General features: G+C 63.9%; 18 protein-coding genes. 9 read left to right on the forward strand and 9 right to left on the reverse strand.

Going from position 1 to position 19,415, the window contains the following annotated elements; all coding sequences use genetic code 11:
• Window positions 1–296 precede the first annotated feature (296 nt).
• Entirely contained in the window at window positions 297–653 is a 357-nt protein-coding gene (locus CU669_RS14465) for a helix-turn-helix domain-containing protein (RefSeq protein WP_322096911.1), read from the forward strand.
• Between the two features lie 88 nt (window positions 654–741).
• Here the strand turns inward: CU669_RS14465 and CU669_RS14470 are convergent, their stop codons facing one another.
• From CU669_RS14470 to CU669_RS14480, 3 genes are read right to left on the reverse strand one after another with little or no spacing between them, the layout of a single operon-like run.
• A complete protein-coding gene (locus CU669_RS14470) occupies window positions 742–1,776 on the reverse strand; it encodes a CobW family GTP-binding protein (RefSeq protein ID WP_112145944.1) in 1,035 nt (344 codons plus the stop codon).
• Window positions 1,773–2,171, reverse strand: coding sequence for a phosphoribosyl-AMP cyclohydrolase (gene hisI, locus CU669_RS14475; protein ID WP_112145946.1), 399 nt, complete (start codon window positions 2,169–2,171; stop codon window positions 1,773–1,775). Before hisI ends, CU669_RS14470 begins: the two co-directional genes overlap by 4 nt.
• Before the next feature lie 43 nt (window positions 2,172–2,214).
• Window positions 2,215–3,150 carry a zinc ABC transporter substrate-binding protein gene (locus CU669_RS14480; protein WP_112145948.1) on the reverse strand — a complete coding sequence of 312 codons (936 nt, stop codon included), beginning with the start codon at window positions 3,148–3,150 and terminating at the stop codon, window positions 2,215–2,217.
• Between the two features lie 66 nt (window positions 3,151–3,216).
• Here CU669_RS14480 and CU669_RS14485 point away from each other — a divergent pair, with 66 nt between their 5' ends.
• From CU669_RS14485 to CU669_RS14505, 5 genes are all read left to right on the forward strand, one after another.
• Entirely contained in the window at window positions 3,217–3,699 is a 483-nt protein-coding gene (locus CU669_RS14485) for a Fur family transcriptional regulator (protein WP_112145950.1), read from the forward strand.
• Complete coding sequence (locus tag CU669_RS14490; RefSeq protein WP_112146077.1) at window positions 3,696–4,481, forward strand: ATP-binding cassette domain-containing protein; 786 nt, start codon at window positions 3,696–3,698, stop codon at window positions 4,479–4,481. Before CU669_RS14485 ends, CU669_RS14490 begins: the two co-directional genes overlap by 4 nt.
• Window positions 4,474–5,259: a metal ABC transporter permease gene (locus CU669_RS14495; protein ID WP_112145952.1), complete on the forward strand. Its 786-nt coding sequence runs from the start codon at window positions 4,474–4,476 to the stop codon at window positions 5,257–5,259. The genes CU669_RS14490 and CU669_RS14495 overlap by 8 nt, the downstream gene beginning before the upstream one ends.
• A gap of 125 nt (window positions 5,260–5,384) precedes the next feature.
• Window positions 5,385–6,542 carry a hypothetical protein gene (locus CU669_RS14500; protein ID WP_112145954.1) on the forward strand — a complete coding sequence of 386 codons (1,158 nt, stop codon included), beginning with the start codon at window positions 5,385–5,387 and terminating at the stop codon, window positions 6,540–6,542.
• A gap of 32 nt (window positions 6,543–6,574) precedes the next feature.
• Entirely contained in the window at window positions 6,575–8,533 is a 1,959-nt protein-coding gene (locus CU669_RS14505) for an ATP-binding protein (protein ID WP_239988725.1), read from the forward strand.
• A 2-nt stretch (window positions 8,534–8,535) separates the two neighbouring features.
• Here the strand turns inward: CU669_RS14505 and CU669_RS14510 are convergent, their stop codons facing one another.
• The 3 genes from CU669_RS14510 to CU669_RS14520 all read right to left on the reverse strand — a co-directional run bounded on the left by CU669_RS14510 (window position 8,536) and on the right by CU669_RS14520 (window position 11,550).
• A complete protein-coding gene (locus CU669_RS14510) occupies window positions 8,536–10,185 on the reverse strand; it encodes an efflux transporter outer membrane subunit (protein WP_112145958.1) in 1,650 nt (549 codons plus the stop codon).
• Between the two features lie 102 nt (window positions 10,186–10,287).
• On the reverse strand, window positions 10,288–10,989 hold the full coding sequence (locus CU669_RS14515) for a pirin family protein (protein ID WP_112145960.1): 702 nt from the start codon (window positions 10,987–10,989) through the stop codon (window positions 10,288–10,290).
• A 90-nt stretch (window positions 10,990–11,079) separates the two neighbouring features.
• Window positions 11,080–11,550, reverse strand: a complete 471-nt coding sequence (locus CU669_RS14520) for a hypothetical protein (protein ID WP_112146079.1) — start codon at window positions 11,548–11,550, stop codon at window positions 11,080–11,082.
• A gap of 74 nt (window positions 11,551–11,624) precedes the next feature.
• On the opposite strand from CU669_RS14520, the gene CU669_RS14525 reads away from it, so the two are divergent.
• The gene (locus tag CU669_RS14525) at window positions 11,625–12,602 is read left to right on the forward strand and encodes a bile acid:sodium symporter family protein (RefSeq protein WP_112145962.1); all 978 of its coding nucleotides are present in this window, start codon (window positions 11,625–11,627) and stop codon (window positions 12,600–12,602) included.
• 54 nt (window positions 12,603–12,656) lie between these two features.
• On the opposite strand, the gene CU669_RS14530 is transcribed toward CU669_RS14525, so the two are convergent.
• Window positions 12,657–13,904, reverse strand: a complete 1,248-nt coding sequence (locus CU669_RS14530) for an MFS transporter (protein ID WP_112145964.1) — start codon at window positions 13,902–13,904, stop codon at window positions 12,657–12,659.
• Between the two features lie 125 nt (window positions 13,905–14,029).
• Here CU669_RS14530 and gor point away from each other — a divergent pair, with 125 nt between their 5' ends.
• The gene (gor, locus tag CU669_RS14535) at window positions 14,030–15,382 is read left to right on the forward strand and encodes a glutathione-disulfide reductase (RefSeq protein ID WP_112145966.1); all 1,353 of its coding nucleotides are present in this window, start codon (window positions 14,030–14,032) and stop codon (window positions 15,380–15,382) included.
• Window positions 15,379–16,254, forward strand: a complete 876-nt coding sequence (locus CU669_RS14540) for a radical SAM protein (protein WP_112145968.1) — start codon at window positions 15,379–15,381, stop codon at window positions 16,252–16,254. Before gor ends, CU669_RS14540 begins: the two co-directional genes overlap by 4 nt.
• Before the next feature lie 140 nt (window positions 16,255–16,394).
• Here the strand turns inward: CU669_RS14540 and CU669_RS14545 are convergent, their stop codons facing one another.
• Both CU669_RS14545 and CU669_RS14550 read right to left on the reverse strand, forming a co-directional pair.
• On the reverse strand, window positions 16,395–17,570 hold the full coding sequence (locus CU669_RS14545) for an amidase (protein ID WP_112145970.1): 1,176 nt from the start codon (window positions 17,568–17,570) through the stop codon (window positions 16,395–16,397).
• Window positions 17,571–17,687: 117 nt separating this feature from the next.
• The gene (locus tag CU669_RS14550) at window positions 17,688–19,367 is read right to left on the reverse strand and encodes a sensor domain-containing phosphodiesterase (RefSeq protein WP_112146081.1); all 1,680 of its coding nucleotides are present in this window, start codon (window positions 19,365–19,367) and stop codon (window positions 17,688–17,690) included.
• Window positions 19,368–19,415 lie beyond the last annotated feature (48 nt).

A 19,415-nucleotide genomic window follows, 5' to 3' on the forward strand; every position in this document is an offset into this window, starting at 1 on the left:
GCTGGCGGAATCAGGCCATGCTTTCAGCTTGGACAGCGCATTCAGTTGTAATCGGATTAGACGTGACATCTGATGCTTATCCTCTATTTATAAATAGTCGGAAATAGGCGATATAACTCTTGATTGGGCCGTATGCGTAGTTTCTACGCATCTTCACCAAACTTCGCGAGTGCTACGATCCACAAGATCGCAGATTCCGGAGGTTGGGAATGATCGTCGAGCAGATTTTGACGTCCGAGGCACCGCGGAAGCGGGGGCGTAGCACGAGCGAAGGGCCCAATCCGACCGATATCCATGTGGGTGAGCGCACGCGCCTGCGGCGGCTGGAATTGGGGATGAACCAGACGGAGCTTGGTCGCGCGGTGGGACTGACCCTTCAACAGATTCAGAAATACGAGCGCGGCATCAATCGGGTGTCCAGTTCTCGGCTGTTCGATCTGTCACGGGCTCTGCATGTGTCAGTATCCTACTTCTTCGAGGGACTGGAGAACTCCCGTAGCGCTCAGTTGGACGAACTGGTGAGCGGCGAGGTGGAAGATCCGTCCCTGCGCTACGAGACCCGCGAACTGGTGCGCGCCTATTACGGCATCAGCGATCCCATTCTGCGTTCGAAGGTGTGGGATCTGGCCATGGCCCTGGCTCCATCGGCCTGACAGGCAGCGGAATAGGGCCTTGTCGCCATCGTCATTCCCGCGAAAGCGGGACTCTAATCCCCGAAATCCCGCCTTCGCGGGGCGGACACTAACTCTCCAGCGACAGCACGCCGTTCAGTAGTTCTTCCACCGCCTGGCGGCTGAGGTCGCGGGTGATGAAGACGATGCGGGTGCGGTGATCGTCGTCGGGCCAGGACGGCAGCGGCGCGGGCGGATGAAACACGTGCTGCACGCCGTGAATGGCCAGCGGCATGTCGGTTTCCTGCGCGTTGACGATTCCCTTGATGCGCAGCAGATTCTCGCCCTTGGACGAGATCATCAGCTCCAACGCGAATCCCAGCGCCGCCCAGGATACCGGCTTGGTGGCGGTGAACACGAATGACTGGATATGGGCGTCGTGGCGGTTGGGGTCGTGGTCGTGATGCTGATGGCCGAACCGTTCGGCGTCATGGGCGCGGTAGGCTTCCTCGTTGAGCCAGCGGGCCACGTCGGGAATCTTTGAGTCCTTGTTGAACAGCCCGGCATCGAGAATATCGGCGGGGTTCACCCGTCCCATGGCCGCCGGAATGATGGGGGCGGCCGGATTGAGGCGGCGCAGGCGTGCCCGCAACACTTCCACCAGGGTGGGATCGGCGAGATCGGCCTTGGTCAGGATCAGGCGGTCGGCGATGGCGGCCTGCTTGACCGCCTCGGGCTGGGCATTCAGGGTCCGCTCGCCGCAGGTGGCGTCCACGGTGGTGACGATGCCGTCCAGCTTGTAGCGGCTGGAAATCAGCGGGTCGGTCATCAGGGTGTGGATGATGGGGGCGGGGTCGGCCAGACCGGTGGTTTCGATCACCACCCTGGAAAACTCCGGGACATCGCCCTTGACCCGTTTGATGAACAGGTCGCGCATGCCTTCCACCAGATCACCGCGAATGGTGCAGCACAGGCAGCCCGATTGCAGCAGTACCACGTCCTCGGCCACTTGGCGCACCAGCAGGTGGTCCAGCCCCACCGAGCCGAATTCGTTGATCAGCACGGCGGTGTCGGCCAGTCCGGGCTGGGCCAGCAGATGGTTGAGCAAGGTGGTCTTACCGCTGCCGAGAAAGCCGGTCAGCACTGTTACCGGTATGAGGCTCATTTCTTGTAAAGCTCTTCCGGGGCGATCAAGACTTTCTCCACCTCCACCAACCCTTCGGTGCGGGCGGCGGTGTAAAAGCAGGTTCGGCGCCCGGTGTGGCAGGCGACGCCGTCCTGATCCACCTTCAGCAAGATGGTGTCGCCGTCGCAGTCGATCAGCAGCTCCTTCAGGCGCTGCTGCTGGCCCGAGGTTTCGCCCTTGCGCCACAACCCCTTGCGCGAGCGCGACCAATAGCAGACACGGCCGCTGGCCAGGGTCTCGGCCACCGCCTCGCGGTTCATCCAGGCCATCATCAGCACCTCGCCGGTGTCGAACTGCTGGGCGATGGCGGGCACCAGTCCATCGGCGTTGAAGCTGATGGATTCAAGGGCGGCGGCGGGATCGATAGGGGGCATGATGGATCCTCGGCAAAATCATTCCTCTCATATAGAGCATCGCTCAGCGGCCGGAAAGGCAATCGGCGAGGGCCGTGCCCAGTCCATTCATCAGCGCGAAATAAGCGTCGGGTCCGGGATCGAGCATGGTTCCTTCCGGGTCCAATTGACCGACGCCCACATTGGCGCTATCGGCCAAGGTTCGGGCGGCCGCCTCGCCGAAGCGGGGTTCGCGAAAGACGCAGGACGCCTTGGCCGCCTTGAGGCGATCACGCAATGCCGCCAGCCGTTTTGCCCCCAACGGGCGCTCTGGGTCGACCGTCATGGCCCCGGCGGGGGACAGGCCGTAGCGCTTCTCGAAATACTGATGGGCGTCGTGGAACACCACATAAGGCTTGGCGGCCAACGGCGCCAGCCGCGCCTTCAGATCGTCGTCGAGCTTGGCGAGGCGGCCCTTGGTATCGGCGGCGTTGCTGGCATAGGTGGCGGCACGGGACGGGTCCAAGGTCTTCAGGCGTTCGGCGACGGCATCCACCAGACGGGCGGCGTTGTCGGGGTCCAGCCACAGATGCCCATCGGTCTCGTCGTGGTCCTCCTTGGCATGCTGGCCGGGGCCGTGGTGTTCGCCGCCGTGATCATGGGCCTCCCAGACGCCGCCCTCGCGGGTTTCCAGCAGGGTCATGCCGGGAATCTCCTGCATGGACAGTCGGTCCTTATTCTTTGCCATGGCACCATTCAGCCATGTCTCGAAATCCTTGCCGACCCAGACCACCAGGGCGGCCTTTTCCATGGCTCGGCGATTGGATGGCTTCATGGCATAGCCATGGGGCGAACTGTTGCCCGAGACGATCAATCCCGGCTCGGCGACTCCTTTCATGACCGAGGCCACCAGTCCGTGCAGCGGTTTGATGCTGACCAGGACGGCGGGGGGCTCGGCCGCGAGGGCGGGAGTGGCCAGCAGCAGGCTCGTGAGGGCCATGGTCTTCAGGGACTTTCGCATTGATCGGCTCCATGGCATGATGGTGAGACCGATATGTTATAATGTAACAGGCGCTGGATTCCAAGCATGAGCTTTCCCGTTCCTCAACACGACCATGGGGCCTGCATTCGTGGCGCCATGGATGCCGCCGAAAGCGCGTGCCGGATGCAAGGCGCGCGGCTGACCCCCATTCGCCGCCGTGTTCTGGAACTGGTTTGGGAGAATCACCAGCCGGTGGGGGCCTATGCCCTGTTGGAGACCCTGGCCAAGGAAGGCTGGTCGGCGGCCCCGCCGACCGTCTACCGCGCGTTGGATTTCCTGCTCCGTCACGGTTTGGTGCACAGGATCGCCTTGCAGAATGCCTTTGTCGGCTGCTCCCATCCGGGCGAGCCCCATGCCGGGGCCTTCCTGTTGTGCTCCCACTGTGGCGCGGCAGCGGAACTGGCCGATCTTTCGGTGGACCGCGCCATCGCCGAGGCGGCGGCGCGCAATGGATTCTCCGTCACCCGCCAGACCATCGAGGTGGAAGGTCTGTGTCCGGCCTGTCGTGCCGGGGGGGCTGGCCGATGACCGCAAGCGCCCTGATTCGGGCCGAGGGATTGACGGTCTCCTTTCGGGGGCACACGGTGCTGGACGGCGTCAGACTTCAAGTCGATCCGGGACGCATCGTCACCATCGTGGGGCCGAACGGCGCGGGAAAGTCGACCTTGCTCAAGGCGGTGCTCGGCCTTGTCGCCGCCGATCGGGGGCGAGTGGAACGCTCGGCTCGGACCATCGGCTATGTGCCGCAAAAGCTCTCGGTGGACCGAATTCTTCCGTTGTCGGTGCGACGCTTCCTGGCCATGGCGGGCGTCGGCTCGACGGATAAGGCGAGTCTGGATGCCGGGCTGGAACGCGTGGGGGCCGGACATGTGCTGGGCCGTCAGGTGGCCGATCTGTCGGGTGGCGAGTTGCAGCGGGTTCTGCTCGCCCGCGCCCTGCTGCGCAGACCGGACCTGCTGGTGCTGGACGAGCCGGTCGGCGGTGTCGATATGACCGGCCAGGCGGAACTCTACGACCTCATCGCCGCCGTGGCCCATGACGAGGGCGTCGGCGTGCTGATGGTCTCCCACGATCTGCATGTGGTGATGGCCGCCACCGACGAGGTGGTTTGCCTCAATCGCCATGTCTGTTGCGCCGGACACCCCGAGACGGTCAGCCGCCACCCGGAATACCTTGCGCTGTTCGGCCCCAGGGCGGCGGGAAGCCTTGCCATCTACACCCACAGTCACGATCACGGACATTCGCCCGACGGCAGCGTGCAGCCGCTGGACGGCGGTCATCGTCATGGCCCGGAGTGCGATCATGGATGAATTCCTGTTGCGCGCCATGACGGCGGGACTGGCGCTGGCCGCCGCCGCTGGCCCACTGGGATGCTTCGTCGTCTGGCGCCGCATGGCCTATTTCGGCGATGCCCTGGCGCATACCGCTTTGCTGGGGGTGGTGGTGGGGGTTCTGCTCGGCATCTGGCCGCTGGCCGGGGTGGTGGCGGTCTGCGTCGCGGTTGCGCTGTTGCTGGCGGCGACCCGCCAGGACGGCCGCGTCGCCTCCGACAGCCTGTTGGGTATTCTGGCCCATGGCGCGCTGGCCTTGGGGCTGGTGCTGCTGTCCACCATGGACAAGGTCCGCGTCGATCTGATGGGCTGGCTGTTCGGCGATATCCTGGCCGTCTCGTGGGCGGATGCCGCCTTCGTCTGGGGCGGCGCCGTATCGGTGTTGATCTTGCTGTGGCTCAATCGCCGCAGCCTGATCGCCATGGCGGTGGACGAGGATCTGGCCCGTGTCGATGGCCACGACGTGGGCCGCGCGCGAATTGTCATGATGCTGCTGGTGGCGCTGTCGGTGGCGGCGGCCATGAAGGTGGTGGGAGTCATGCTGGTCACCGCCATGTTGGTGATGCCCGCCGCCACCGCGCGACCCTTGTCCCGCACGCCGGAGCAAATGGCCCTCTGGGCCGCCATTTTCGGTGCTGCCGCCGTGGCCATCGGCTTGGGTGCCAGTTGGCATTTCGATGCGCCTTCCGGCCCCAGCATCGTGGTGGCGGCGGCCGCTCTGTTCATGCTGTCGAGACTTGCGACGCTTCGACGCTAGGTTTTTTTTCGATGTGGTCGTTTAAACGGAGCGGCAAGGGCATTTGGTGTCGGCTGCGACTTGCCGTCAGCAACGAGCGGTGCCAATATCCACGTGAAATCGGGGATTAAGGTGCGCATTCGAAGATGACCGACGATAAGCGAAAAGCAAAATTCGAAAGTAAGGTGGCCGAACTGCTGGCGGTTACCTCGGGGCTGTCGGTCACCCATATTTTAATGCTGAGGCGCATGACCCAGGCCGATCCGGAAACCAGCTCCTGGGCCAATGAGCGCGAATTGGGCGTGGTGTTCGACACCATCTTGGACCGTGCCATCGCCAGCATGGACGTGGAGGAATTGGGCGCCGCCGCCGATCAGCAGTTCAACGCCTTGATGCCGCCGGGCGACGAGGACGTGCGCGATAAGGAGCGCTGGCAGTTATTCGACGTCAGCAAGCGCTATCTCGCCAAGCGCCGCAAGCCGGAAGTGGTGGTGGAGGTTCCCAAACCCGCCGAGATCGAGGAGATCGATGAACCGATCGCCTTCAACGGCTTCAAGGATATGTTCGACGAGACCATCGCCCGTTATACCCGGCGCTCGCTATTGTCGTTGGTGGTCAGTCCCAATCACGGCAATTTGCGTCCCCACATTCCGGTTCCTTTCATCGCCGCGCCTGGATTTGCCGACCGCTATGAGGCGATGCTGCGCAAATTCGTGCTGCCTGATCTGCGCGCCACCAAACGCATCATCGCGCTGGAGAAAAGCCGCACCTGGGACGAGACCGGCAGCAACCGGCTGATCGGCATGATCCAGGCGGGCGAAACCGGCAATCCCATTCTCGATACCTGGGATTCCCGCTGGGCCGCCTATGGCTCGGAGGGCATCGGCGCCAGGCACAAGAAGGGTGAAGACCCTTGGGAGCTCTTTATCGAAGCGGCCAAGGCGGGCGGCTATGCGCCGCCTAATGTCTCCGATATTCCGTTGCTGCATTCGGTGATCCGGTGGGAGCCGGAATCCATGACCGAGGCATGGCGCGAAGTTACCATGACCTATCAGCAGGAATTCCACCCCAAGAGCAAGCATGACCAAGCCCGCGAAGGCGCGGTGCGCGATTGCATCGTCCGCCGCATCCGCGATCTGCCCAAGCGGGCTGGCGACATGTTGGCCATGAAAGCCTTTTTCGAACTGCCGAAATGCGACCGCATGTTCTTGCGCAAGCTGATGCATTCGGTCGGCGGCACCGACATCGAACGCAATCGGGTCGCGCCCGGTCTGGTGCATTTCTATAATAATCTTCCGCCGTGATTCGGAATGCTGCCCGGGTGGGAGGGGTGGTCATGGGACGGAGGACGCACCCGGTCGTCCCTTACGTGGCCGCGGCACTGGTTGCAGTTCTGTCCACGCTGGCCCTGCTTGAAGTTCATCGGCTGGAGGTTGATCGACGCGACGAGGCCGTCCGGGCGGAGTTGGTGACCCAACTGGGTGCCATCCGGGCACGTCTGGAAAGCGCGCTCACCGAGCCGCTTCTCATCAGCAGAGGCCTGGTGGCGAATATCGTTCAACACGACGGTATCGCCGACCGCGAGTTTTCCGGCCTGACCTCCATCATGTTGGCCGATTATCCGGTGATCCGGAACCTCACCCTGGCGCGCGGAACCGTGATCGAGACTGTCTATCCGGAAGCCGCCAACCAGGCGGTGATCGGCGTCGATTACCGCGATCGCCCAGATCAATGGCCGATGGTGGAACGCGCCATCCAGACTCGGCGACCGGTCCTGGCGGGGCCGGTAAAACTGATCCAGGGGGGCACCGCCCTGATCGGGCGTGTCCCCATTTACCTGTCGGCCAACGCGGCGGGAACACAGCGCTTTTACGGACTGATCAGCGTCGTCATCGATATTCCCAGGGTGTTCGCCGGTGCGGGCATCGAAGCGGAGCGCTTGCCCATTCGGCTGGCGATCCGCGGCCAAGACGGCCTGGGCGGCGTCGGCGGCATGGTCTGGGGGGACGAGGCGACCTTCGCCGATCACCCGGTGGAGATGGACGTGCACCTGCCGGGTGGCAGTTGGCGACTTGCTGGTCTGCCCAAGGCGGGATACGACACCGATTTACGCCTGACGCATTTTCTCGGCGTCTTTATCGCGGTGCTGCTGGCCTTGATATGGTTCGGCATCGCGCACTATATCGTTTCGCTGCGCACGGCCCGCTGGCGCGCCAGCGAAAGCGAGGGGCGCTATCGTGCCCTGGTGGAGACGGCGCCCATGGCGGTCTGCGCCCATCGCGACGGCGAAATATTCTTCGTCAACGAAGCGGCCGTGCAGACCCTGGGCGCATCGGATGCCGACCAATTGATCGGAACCAATATCGCGGATGTAGTCCATCCCGACTACCGCGACTTGGCGCGCAACCGAGTCGATGCGGTCTTGGGCGGCGGGGGGCGGGTTCCGGTCGTGGAACAGCGCTTCAATACCCTGGACGGCCGCTGTATCGACGTGGATGTGGTGGCGGCATGGGTGATGATGGACGGCGAACCGGCCGTCCTATCGGTGTTCACGGACATCAGCCAGCGTCGGAGCGCCGAGATCGAGCGCGAAAGCCTGGTGGAAAACCTGCGCCGCTCGAACGAGGATCTTCTGCAATTCGCCTATATCGCCAGCCATGACCTGCAAGAGCCGCTGCGCAATGTGGCCAGCTATGTTCAGCTTTTGGGGCGCCGCTATCGGGGAAAGCTGGATCAGGATGCCGACCAATTCATCGATTATGCGGTGGCCGGTACCAAGCGCATGCAGGAGATGATCTCCGACCTGTTGGATTACTCCAGACTCAGCAGCGAGTCGGAAGGGGCGCAACCGACCGACTCCTACGCGGTGGTGACTCGCGTCCTGGCCGATATGGCGGAGACCGTCAGGGCAAGCGGGGCGATTGTCGATGTGGGACGCTTGCCGGTGGTGCAGGTTCGTCCCCACGAACTGGCGCGGATATTCCAAAATCTGATCGGAAACGCCATCAAATACGCCAAGCCTGGGCGCCCCTCGCAGGTTCGTATCAATGCCCGGCGGGATGAACGCGAATGGATGTTCTCCGTGTCCGACAACGGCATTGGCATAAGCGAGGATTACCGCGACAAGATATTCGCCATGTTTCAACGCCTTCATGCCCGCGACGTCTATGAGGGCACGGGAATCGGCCTCGCCATCTGCCGCAAGCTGGTTCAAAACATCGGTGGGCGCATATGGTTCGAATCGACGGAAGGCGAGGGCAGCACCTTCTTCTTCACCATTCCGTCGGCGGATTGAAACTAGTTGGCGTCGGTGTAATAAGACGCCGCCGGAGTGAGAACAGGCGGTGAGGGCTGTGCTTCGACGGCCGCCCTTGGGGTGTCCTCGGCCACGGCCGGGACGACCCGAGACTCGGCCTCGACCGGAGCTACGGCCTTGGCGGGTTCGGTGGCGTTTGGCGGGACCGTTTCGACAGGGGACGCCGATGCGGCCTTTGGCTGTTCCTCGGCTGCGGGTTCTTCCGGGCGTTCCATGCCGCCGCCCAGGGCCTTGTACAACGCGACGACGGCGCTCATGCGGCCGAAGCGGGACTGCACCTTGGCGTCCTCCGCCTGGAATCGGGTGCGCTGGGTTTCCAGCACGTTGAGGTAATCCACCATGCCGAGGCGGAACGCCTCGGAGCTGAGGCGGTAGGCGTCCAGCGAGGCCAGCAGAACCTCCTTCTGCGCCACTTCCAACTCGCCTTCCAGGCGGATGGAGGCAAGGGCGTCTTCCACATCGCGCAGGCTGGCCAGGATTGCCTGCTGATAGGTTTCCAGCAGTTCTTCGAACCGGGCCTTGGCATAAGCGATATCGGCCTCGGTCTTGCCGTTGTCGAAGACCGTCGCCGCCAGGCTTCCCGCCACGGTCCAATAGATACTGGCCGGCGAGGCGATATAGTCGAGAACCTGGCTGGCCCAGCCGCGTCCACCGGTCAGCGTGAAGGATGGCAGCATCTTGGCGCGGGCCACGCCGACATTGGCATTGGCGGCGATCAGATTGGCCTCGGCCTTCTTGATGTCGGGGCGCCGCAGAAGCAGGTCCGAGGGCAGGCCGGGCACAACCTCGGGAATCTTCAGATCGTTTAGCGTCTTTCCGGTCAGCGTCAGTCTGGACGGCGCGCGGCCCAACAGGGTGGCGATCTTGTTGAAGGCACGCTCCCGCTGGAGCGAGAGGGGCGGAATGGTGGCCTCGCCCTGGGCCAGGACGTTGCGCTGCTGCGCCAGTTCCAGTTCCGAGCTTTCACCGAGGCGAACCCGTTCGCGCACGGCGGCATGCATGGTCTTCATATTGGCGATGTTCTGGCGGGCCACCGCCTCGCGGTCGAGACTTTCCAGATATTGCAGATAGGTGCTCACCAGATCGGACACCATGGTGATGGCCAGGGTCTCGCGGTCATGAACATTGGCAAGGGCGGTGGCCAGGGACGATGCCTCGGCGGACGCCAGCTTGCCCCACAGATCAAGCTCGTAGCTGGCCGCCATGCCGATGGTCTGGAGGCGATGGGTGCGGTTGGTGTTGCCGGTGATGGTGGTGCCTTGGCCGCCCTGGGGCGAATCGGTGCTCTTCGAGGCGCTGAAGGTGATGGAGGGCAGGAACGACGACGCCGAGGATCCCGCCTGGGCCTCCGCCTGGATGATTCTCTGGGTGGCGGCCTTGATGTCGCGGTTGTTGGCCAGGGCCTCGTCCACCAGCGCGTCAAGCTCCGGCGAGCCAAAGGTCTTCCACCATTCCGACAAGGGACGGGGCAGATCCGGCGAGGGATCGGGCAATGGATTACGGTAAGTCCCCGGCATATCCTGCTGCGGACGCTTGTAATCCGGCGTCATGTTGCAGGCCGTCGGCAGCAGCGCCACCGTCGCCAGCAGCGCTAATCGTCCGACCGATCCGAAATATGTCCTGCGGCCCATCCTATCCCCTGGTCTCAGGCGTGTGAGACGTTCCTACCACACCATTGGACTTGCCGAAAGGGGGCAAGGCCAATATGGACAAAACGGATAGGCGCGGAAGGTTCAGGCAAGGTCGAACAAAAGAAACTCCGAATTCGTCCCCGCGATGATCCTGAGTTCGGATTCATCCTCGACGGCAAGTCCGTCGCCGCGCTTCAGTCTTGTTCCGTTGACAGTCAAATCACCATCGACGACTTGAATCCAAACACCCCGTCCGGGCTTGATTCCGTGCCGAAGGCTGGCGCCCGCATCCATCAAACAGGCATAGATTCCGACGTCTTGATGCATGGCAAGGGCGTTGCCCTCGGGCTGGGCTCCCGCGATCAGGCGCAGTTGGTTATGCTTGTCGGCATCGCTGAATATTCCCTGGGCGTAAGACGGCGGCAAGCCCGGCCGGGGCGGCACGATCCATATTTGCAGCAAGCGCAGGGGCTCGCGATCCGAGGCGTTGAATTCGCTGTGGCGTAGGCCGGTGCCAGCCGACATGTACTGAACTTGCCCGCGGGGGATGATGCCCTTGCCGCCAGTGGTGTCTTGATGGGCCACCGCGCCGTCGACCACATAGGTGACGATCTCCATGTCCCGGTGACCATGGGTGTCGAAGCCGCCGCCACCCTGGATGACATCGTCGTTGATGACGCGGAGCGAGCGGAACCCCATATGGGCGGCATCGAAATAGTCGGCGAAGGAGAAGCTGTGAAAGCTGTCCAGCCATCCGTGATTGGCATGGCCGCGCTGGTCGGCGGGACGCAGGGTCAGCGTCATGGCGGTTGCTCCAAAGGAAAGACTTAACGGCCGCCAGTATGCCGTTCGACCTAAAGGGCAACAATTAGCCATTTGCGAACATGATTGTTGCTAATTGGTGGACGGTTTCCTGCGGGTAACCGGCTTGCAGCGGGCCTTGAGCACGCCGGACACCAAGCATTCCGTGGTGTTATCCCAGACCCGGATGACCAGATATGTTCCCTTGTCCCGGTATTGGAGAATCAGGTTCTGAAACGACATGGTCTCGAGGACCGGTTTGGCGGCGATGTCTCGGAACACCAGCAGGGGACACCCCTTGGCGCGTTCGCAGACGGCGACGGATTCAAAACTGATCATGGTCGTCGCGTCGTTGCGGGCGACGCTGATGGTCACCGGACGTCCGGCGGCCTCGCCCTTGGCGAACCATTTGGCGCCGAAGCGTTCGGCCGCGACCAGTTCCGGGGCGGACGGGTTGGCCAGGAATTCCACGAAGATATTGCGGCTCTCGATGGTTTCTGCCCCGACCGGCCCCGCCAGGACGACGAGGACGGCAAGGGCCAGGAGGGATGGGAGACGTGTCACGCGGCTTGACCTCTGGGTGGAACGGGTGATGATCGCATGTTCGGCCAGGGGCTGCCCCATTGTCGAGGTGCCATTTGTTTCGAGTTCTCGCCCGCGTCGGCATCGACGCCTTTCTGATCGGCCTGATTTCCATGGTGGCGCTATCCTGGCTGGCGCCGCAACTGGGGCGCAGCGAAGGCATTTTGCATGTGGAGCTCATCACCACCTATGGGGTGGCGTTGGTCTTCCTGCTGTACGGTCTGACATTGCCGCCGGAACGCCTCAAGGCGGGCATGATGAATTGGAAGCTGCATCTGCTGGTGCAAAGCTCCACCTTCATCATGTTTCCCCTGGTCATGTGGAGCGTGGCGCTGGCGCTGGGGAGCAGGGTTCATCCCGATCTGATGCTGGGCTTTTTCTTCCTGGCGGCCTTGCCGTCCACCATCTCGTCCTCGGTGGCCATGACCTCCATCGCGGGCGGCAATGTGGCGGGCGCCATCTTCAACGCCAGCCTGTCCAGCCTGATCGGGGTGGTGCTGACGCCGCTTTGGGTCAACTGGTATCTGGCCAGCAGCGGCGGTTCCATGGATCTGGGCCGCGTCTTGCTCAAGATCGTGCTGCTGGTGCTGATGCCCATCGTCATCGGTCAGGTTCTGCGGCCCTGGCTGCACGGCTGGATCAGCCGCAACATGGGCTGGCTGAAGACGCTGGACCGCATCATGATCCTGCTGATCGTGTTCAACTCGTTCAGCGATTCCGTGGCGGGCGGTGTCTGGGATCAGCATGGAAGCGACACCCTGGCCCTGGTGGCGGCCGGTTCGCTGGTGCTGTTCTTCGCGGTGTTCGGGCTGCTGAGCCTGATCTGCCGTTTGCTGGGTTTTTCCCGCGAGGATTCCATCACCGGCGTGTTCTGCGGCACCAAGAAATCCCTGGCCACCGGCGTGCCCATGGCCAAGATCATGTTCGGCGCCAGCCCCATCCTGGGCATGGTGATCGCGCCCACCATCCTTTACCACCTGATCCAACTGATCGCCGCCAGCGTGATCGCCCGGAGATACCAGGACCATGATTGAGGTCGAGGGGCCTCGGATTCTGGAATAAGGTCGGTTGCTTCCGACGCGGGAGGGTTAATGCCTCTGCGGGGCGGGCAGGAAGGCGGCGCCCACCACCGCCAGGGCCGCCACCGCCATCGCCATGGCGAAGCTGCCGGAAAAGCTGCCCCAGACGTCGGCCATGCGCCCGGCCAGGGCCGGTCCGATGATCTGGCCCAAGGCGAAGGCGACCGTGATGGTGCCGAAGGCCGAAGCGGCTTGCTCCGGTCCCAGATAATCGCCCACCGCCGCCGCCATGATGGAGGGGACCGCCCACAGCGCGAGGCCGAACAGCACGGTGGAGGCGTAAAGGAACGGCTGCGGCAGCGGCAGCGCCACCATGCCGTAGGCCAGGGCCTGGAAGGCGAAGACGATCATCAGCCCCTTACCCCGCCCGATGCGGTCGGACAGGCTGCCGAAGACCGGTCCCGAGGCCAGCGACAGCAAGCCGATCCACGACCAGAAATAGCCGGCGGTGCTTTCGGGAAAGCCGCGTTCCTGCACCAGGGCGGTGACGATGAAGGTGGCATAGATGACATAGGTGAAGCCGAAGGCGGCATACAATGCGCCGAGATGGATCAGGATGCGCTTGCGCGACACCTGCGGCACCGCCGCTTGGCAAGGGGCCGATGGCGGAGCGGCGGCGTTGGGCGCCGCGCCTGCGACCGGCTCCAATCCCAGATCCGATGGATGATTTCGCAAGGCGAGATAGTCGACGGCGGCGGACAGCAGGACGATGGCGCCGATCACCAGCCAAGACAGCCGCCAGCCCTCGGCGCCTCGGGCGGCATTGATGGCCGGGACCATGAAGCCGGACGCCATGATGGCAACGCCGGAGCCGATCACCACGAATCCGGCGGCCCGGCCCCGGACGCGGCGGCCGAACCAATGGGCGATCAAACCCATGACCGGCACATTGGCGGCGCCGCTGCCCAATCCGGTGAGGAGATAGAGCGCCGCGACCTGGATGAATCCCTCGGCCCTGGAGACCAGCATCATGGACAGCCCGACCAGCGACAGACCGGCCGCCACGGCATGGCGGGCGCCCATCAGGCGGACCAACTGGCCGCCCAGGGAGACCGCGATCATATAGCCGATGAAATTCCCGGTGGAAATCCAGCCCATTTCGCTGCGGGTCAGCGGCAGCGCCTGGCCCATGGAGGGCAACAGCATGCCGAGCGCGAAGCGCCCCATGCCCAGGCAGGCAAAGGTGGTTACCGCACCGGCCGCCACCACGATCCAGCCGTAATGGAAGGGCAGGCGCGCGGCGAACCCACGGGACATTGTTGATCCTCGAAACAATTTTCCCAAGCTTGGCACGCGGGGCTGGGTGCTGCCAAGCGCCATTGAGCTTCTCGCGGCCGCTCCCACTTGCTAGGTTGGGCAAAGTTGTGCCGAGAGGACCATTCATGACCGCCTACGACTACGACTTGATCACCCTGGGGGCTGGCTCTGGCGGCGTGCGCGCCAGCCGCCTCGCCGCCCAATTGGGCCTGAAAGTCGCGGTGATCGAGGAAAGCCGGGTCGGCGGCACCTGCGTCATGCGCGGCTGCGTGCCCAAGAAGCTGTTGGTCTATGGATCGCGCTTCGCCGATGACTTGGCCGATTCCCTCGGTTTCGGCTGGAGCATCGAGGGTGCCGATTTCGACTGGGCGCGGCTGGTGGCGGCCAAGAATGCCGAACTCAACCGGTTGGAAACCGTCTATGGCCGCATTCTGCGCGATAGCGGCGTCCAGGTGGTGGAAGGGCGTGGCACCCTTGCCGACGCCCATACGGTCTTGGTGGGCGAGCGCCGTCTGAGTGCCGCGACCATCTTGATCGCCACCGGCGGGCGGCCGTCGCTGCCCAAAATCCCCGGCATCCAGTTCGCCGTGACGTCCAACGAGGCGCTGGACCTGATGCAATTGCCCGAACGCATGGTCATTGTCGGCGGCGGCTATATCGCGGTGGAGTTCGCGGGCATCTTCAATAGTCTTGGCGTCGCGGTGACCCTGATCCTGCGTGGCGACGCCATTTTGCGCGGCTTCGACCATGATGCGCGGATGGCGCTCGGCGAGGAGATGGCCAAGCGCGGGGTCGATATCCGCGCCAAGACCCAGGTTCAATCCATCGAGCGGAGCAAGTCCGGCTACGACGTGCATCTGGACGACGACGAGGTGGTCGAGGCCGACCTGGTTCTCTATGCCACCGGACGAGCCCCCAATTCCGCCGGTCTGGGACTAGAGCGGGTCGGTGTGGCGGTGAATGCCCACGGCGCGGTGGAAGTCGACGCCTATTCGCGCACCAATGTGGAGAATATCTGGGCGGTGGGCGATGTCACCGACCGCATGAATCTGACGCCCGTCGCCATCAACGAGGCCATGGCCTTCGTGCGCACCGCCTTCCAGGGCCAACCCACCGCCATGGATTATGACAACGTCCCCTCGGCGGTGTTCAGCCAGCCGCCGCTGGCCAGTGTCGGACTGACCGAGGACGCGGCGCGCAAGCGCCACGGCGCCGTCGATGTCTATGTGTCGCGCTTTCGGCCCATGCGCAACACCCTGGCCGAGCGCGACGAGCGCACGCTGATGAAGCTGATCGTCGATCCCGCCAGCGACCGGGTGCTGGGGGTTCACATGGTGGGGCCGGACGGGCCGGAAATCATGCAGGGCTTCGCGGTGGCGCTGAAATGCGGCGCCACCAAGGCCCAGTTCGACGCGACGGTGGGCATCCATCCCACCGCGGCCGAGGAACTGGTCACCATGCGGGACAAGCGGCTGTGATCGATTATGATTTCCCGCTTTGGCGTCCGCCGTCGGAAGGCGAGAACCTGATCATTCAGGCGACGCTGGGCTGCCGTTATAACCAGTGCGGCTTCTGCTCCATGTATAAGAGCAAGACCTATCGCGAGCGGCCGCTGGACGAGGTCTTCGCCGACATGGACACGGCCGCCGCCGAATGGCCCGATGCCCATCGGGTTTTCCTGGCCGACGGCGACGCCTATTGCCTGCCCACCGACAAGCTGGTCGCCCTGTGCGACGGGCTGGCGGCGCGCTTTCCCCGGCTGCAACGGGTGTCGGCCTATGCCACTCCGTTCGATATCCTGAAAAAGTCTCCCGACGAGATCGCCCTGCTGAAGTCCAAGCGTCTGGGCCTGGTCTATCTCGGCATCGAATCCGGCTCGGACGAGATGCTGAGGCGCATCGCCAAAGGCTCCGCCAGGCAGATGGCGGCGGCCCTGACCCTGGCCCGCGAATGCGGCCTCAAGGTCTCGGCCACGGTGATCCTGGGGCTCGGCGGCCAAGGCCATTGGCAGGACCACATCGACGCCACCGCCGATCTGGTCAACCGGGCGCCACCGGTCTATCTGTCCACCCTGCAACTGGGCTTGGAGAATTCGGTGGCGCCGCGCTTCTTCGAGCGCTGGGGCGAGGACTTCCAGTGGCAGGACGATCAGGCGGTGATGGTGGAACTGCGCCGCCTGGTGGAGCGCCTGGAGCCGCCCAGTCCGGTGATCTTCCGTTCCAACCACGCCAGCAACACTCTCGCCCTGGCGGGAACCTTGCCCAAGGACAAGCCGAAGCTGTTGGCGCAATTGGATGCCGCCTTGGCGGGCAATGTCCGCCTGCGGCCCCAGTGGATCAGGGGACTATAGAGGTGTGTGTAAACGTCAATTCCCCTTCCGTCATTCCCGCGAAAGCGGGAATCCATGCGGCGGGCAAAATCGACTTTAACTCCCAGCATGGACCCCCGCCTTCGCGGGGGTGACGATTTAAGGGAAGGCCGGAGGAGCTTTTAAATCTTCCCGATACGCTTGGCGGCGGCCAGCAGCAGGGCGTCGCCGCCGCGCGGGCCGATCAGCGACAGGCCGACCGGCAGGCCGTCGGCGGTGCACAGCGGCAGGCTGATTTGCGGGCAGCCCGCCATGGCGGCGATGGTGGTCAGGCTGACGATGCGGCCGCGAATCTCCCACATGACCGAGCGGGGGCTGTGAACCGGCGGGGCGGTGACCGGCGTGGTGGGCAGTACCAGCACCGTGTTACCGGCCAGGGCCGCGTCGACCCAACGCTTGGCGCGCAGGCGGAAGCCGCGCGCGGCCGACAGGGTGCGGTTGGCCACCTTGGCGCCGCGCAGGAAATTGTCGGCGACCTCGAATCCCAGGCGGGGATTGGACAGGTTGATCCATTCGCCGAAGGTCTCCCAGGCCTCACGGCCCTGAATGGCGTTCTGGTGCTCGATCCATTCGCTCAAGGGGACCGGCGAAACCCTGGTGCCGCGAACGACCGGCGCCACCGCCTGGGCGATGCGGGGCAGGGCGGCCTCGAAGGCGGCGGCGACGGCGGGATCGCAGGCTTCCAGCGCGTCTTCCAGCACCACCGCCTTGGCGGGGGCGGCGTCCTTGATCTTGGTGCGCAGCAGGACTTCGCCCATGCGGGCCAGCAGGTCGGGGTCATCGGCCATCAGGCCGACGGTGTCGAAGGTATTGGACTGACTGAGCACGCCATCCATGGAAATGGCGCCCAGGGTGGGGCGCAGGCCGTAGATGCCGCAAAACGAGGCGGGCACCCGGGTGGAGCCTGCGGTATCGGTGCCCAGCGCCAGATTGCACAGCCCGCCCGCCACGGCGGCGGCGGAACCGCTGCTGGAACCGCCCGGCACATGGCCGGGGGCGCGGGGATTGTCGGGGGTGCCGTAATGGGCGTTGTCGCCGAAAATGCCGCGGGTGAATTCGTCGGTATGGGTCTTGCCCACCAGTCGGGCGCCGGATTCCAGCAAGGTTCCCACCGCCCAGGCGGTGTGCTTGGCCGGTTCGGCCAGTCGTCGCCAATCCGGGTTGCCCGCGCCGGTCACATAGCCCTGCACGTCGAACACATCCTTGGCGGCGAAGGTCAGCCCGGCCAGCGGACCGGTCTTGGCGCCGTCGATATAGACGTCGCCGCCCAGGGCGAAAGCATTCAACGGATCATGCATGGCGAGCAGCCCTCACAATGGACGCGGCCGGTCTCGACCTCCGGGTGGGCGGCCGCGACCGGTCGTCAACGATGGATGGCAAAATACCCAGATCGGGGGAACGGGTCCAGCGGAACCCTACTCGGCGGCGGAGGGATGTTCCGCGACTTTGAGGTGGTCCTTGAAATACTTGATCCGCTTGGCGCCGTCGATGGCGGGCGGCGCGAAGAAGAAGCCCTGGGCGTATTCGATGCCCACATCGTGCAGGATGGACAGCATCTGGCTGTCCTCGACGCATTCGGCGATGGCGGTCATGCCCAGGTCGTGAGTGAGGCTGGTCAGAGCGCGCAAGACCGAGCGGCCGCGTTTTTCGCGGGCCTCGAAAACATACGAGGAATCGATCTTGACCATGTCCACCGGCAGGATCTTCAAAATATCGAAGGCCGATCCGCCCGAACCGAAATCGTCCAGCGACAGCCGCACCCCCAAACGCTTGATGCGGGCCAGCAGGCGGCGGGCCTCGTCCAGGTTATAGATGCGTGACGCATCGGTGATTTCCAAAATGAGCCGCGCCAGCAGCGTCTTGTTCTGCTCGAGGATCTTGAGGAGCGCGTGATAGAAGGCCGGGTTGCCCAGTGACGTCCCCGACACATTGACGGCGATGCTGGCCAGCGACGAGATGTCCTCGGCCGCCTTCATGGTGGCCAGCGCCTTCTTGACGGCGATCAGATCGAATTCACCGATGACGCCCACATCGGTGGCGAAGGGAATGATCTGCGACGGGTTGAAATAGCCGTTTCCGTGGGCGATGCGCCCGAAGGCCTCATAGGCGATGACCGCGCCGCTGCCCACATTGACCATGGGCTGATACAAGAAGACCAGCTTCTCGCCCTTGATCATCTTGCGGAAATTGCGCACCCGCGCCAGGGTGTCTTCCACCGCCACCTTGGCGCCATCGGCCAGCGATTTGATGCAGAATTGGGCGCTGTCGCGGATGAATCCGTTGACGATATAGTTCAACGCCTTGCCGATATCTTCCTCCGACAAGGACTTGTCGTTCATGTCCAGCGAGGCGGAGTGCATCTTGAGTTGGGCGCCCTTGACCTTGCCGTCGAACTGTCTGACCACCTCGGACAGCTTTTCCTGAACCGCGCCCGCCGAGACGCTGGTGTCGTGGAGAAGGCCGAAGGCGCGGTCATGCAATGGTCCCGCCGAGCTTTGGCGCACCGAACATTCCGTCAAGGTGTGATGGAGGGTGGTGAAGAAGCTTTGCAGCGTCGCGGGCTCGCAGGTTCCGAATTTGGACGCCGACAGGTCGAGCAGGGTCAAGGTGTAGTCCTCGCCCAGTCGGTTGGCTTCGTTCAGGCGCTGCCGCACCATCTCCACGAAGCGGACTTTCGGATCCGTCGCCATGGTCTGGATGGTGTCGTCGGCCACCGGCGAGACACGCGACATCACCAGATGATAGCCCTTGGGGAATTGGGGGAGCTTGATGCCGCCCATGCGCATGCGCGAGATGGCGCCGTTCGACCCCACCATGGTTAGCGGCGTGTGGTCCAGGCGGCCGGTGTTCTTGAGCCGCAGCAAGGCTTCGGCGAATTTCTTCTGGTCGCGGGGGAAGATGAAGTCGGCCAGCGGACGGTCCATCAATTCGCTGTCGGAGATGCCATAGAGCGCTTCTCCGGCCCCGGCCGAATAGGTGACCACGTCATGGTCGTCGAGTTCGAGAAGCAGGTCTGCGCCCGCGAAGGCGAAGGCGATGAAACGATCGCGTTGCTGCTTCAGCTTTTCGACGAGGGAGTCCTGTTCGTTTTTCATGAACCCCAGAATCCTTTCGGCTTCCGCCCCCTGATCGCGAATGCACAT

Origin of the sequence: Paramagnetospirillum kuznetsovii (assembly GCF_003284725.1) — a bacterium.
Lineage (GTDB): Bacteria > Pseudomonadota > Alphaproteobacteria > Rhodospirillales > Magnetospirillaceae > Phaeospirillum > Phaeospirillum kuznetsovii.

Coding starts and splice junctions, on each gene's coding strand:
- CU669_RS14470 (WP_112145944.1), bottom strand. CDS start 1,776: ATGAGCCTCATACCGGTAACAGTGCTGACCGGCTTTCTCGGCAGCGGT.
- hisI (WP_112145946.1), bottom strand. CDS start 2,171: ATGCCCCCTATCGATCCCGCCGCCGCCCTTGAATCCATCAGCTTCAAC.
- CU669_RS14480 (WP_112145948.1), bottom strand. CDS start 3,150: ATGCGAAAGTCCCTGAAGACCATGGCCCTCACGAGCCTGCTGCTGGCC.
- CU669_RS14485 (WP_112145950.1), top strand. CDS start 3,217: ATGAGCTTTCCCGTTCCTCAACACGACCATGGGGCCTGCATTCGTGGC.
- CU669_RS14490 (WP_112146077.1), top strand. CDS start 3,696: ATGACCGCAAGCGCCCTGATTCGGGCCGAGGGATTGACGGTCTCCTTT.
- CU669_RS14495 (WP_112145952.1), top strand. CDS start 4,474: ATGGATGAATTCCTGTTGCGCGCCATGACGGCGGGACTGGCGCTGGCC.
- CU669_RS14500 (WP_112145954.1), top strand. CDS start 5,385: ATGACCGACGATAAGCGAAAAGCAAAATTCGAAAGTAAGGTGGCCGAA.
- CU669_RS14505 (WP_239988725.1), top strand. CDS start 6,575: ATGGGACGGAGGACGCACCCGGTCGTCCCTTACGTGGCCGCGGCACTG.
- CU669_RS14510 (WP_112145958.1), bottom strand. CDS start 10,185: ATGGGCCGCAGGACATATTTCGGATCGGTCGGACGATTAGCGCTGCTG.
- CU669_RS14515 (WP_112145960.1), bottom strand. CDS start 10,989: ATGACGCTGACCCTGCGTCCCGCCGACCAGCGCGGCCATGCCAATCAC.
- CU669_RS14530 (WP_112145964.1), bottom strand. CDS start 13,904: ATGTCCCGTGGGTTCGCCGCGCGCCTGCCCTTCCATTACGGCTGGATC.
- gor (WP_112145966.1), top strand. CDS start 14,030: ATGACCGCCTACGACTACGACTTGATCACCCTGGGGGCTGGCTCTGGC.
- CU669_RS14545 (WP_112145970.1), bottom strand. CDS start 17,570: ATGCATGATCCGTTGAATGCTTTCGCCCTGGGCGGCGACGTCTATATC.
- CU669_RS14550 (WP_112146081.1), bottom strand. CDS start 19,367: ATGAAAAACGAACAGGACTCCCTCGTCGAAAAGCTGAAGCAGCAACGC.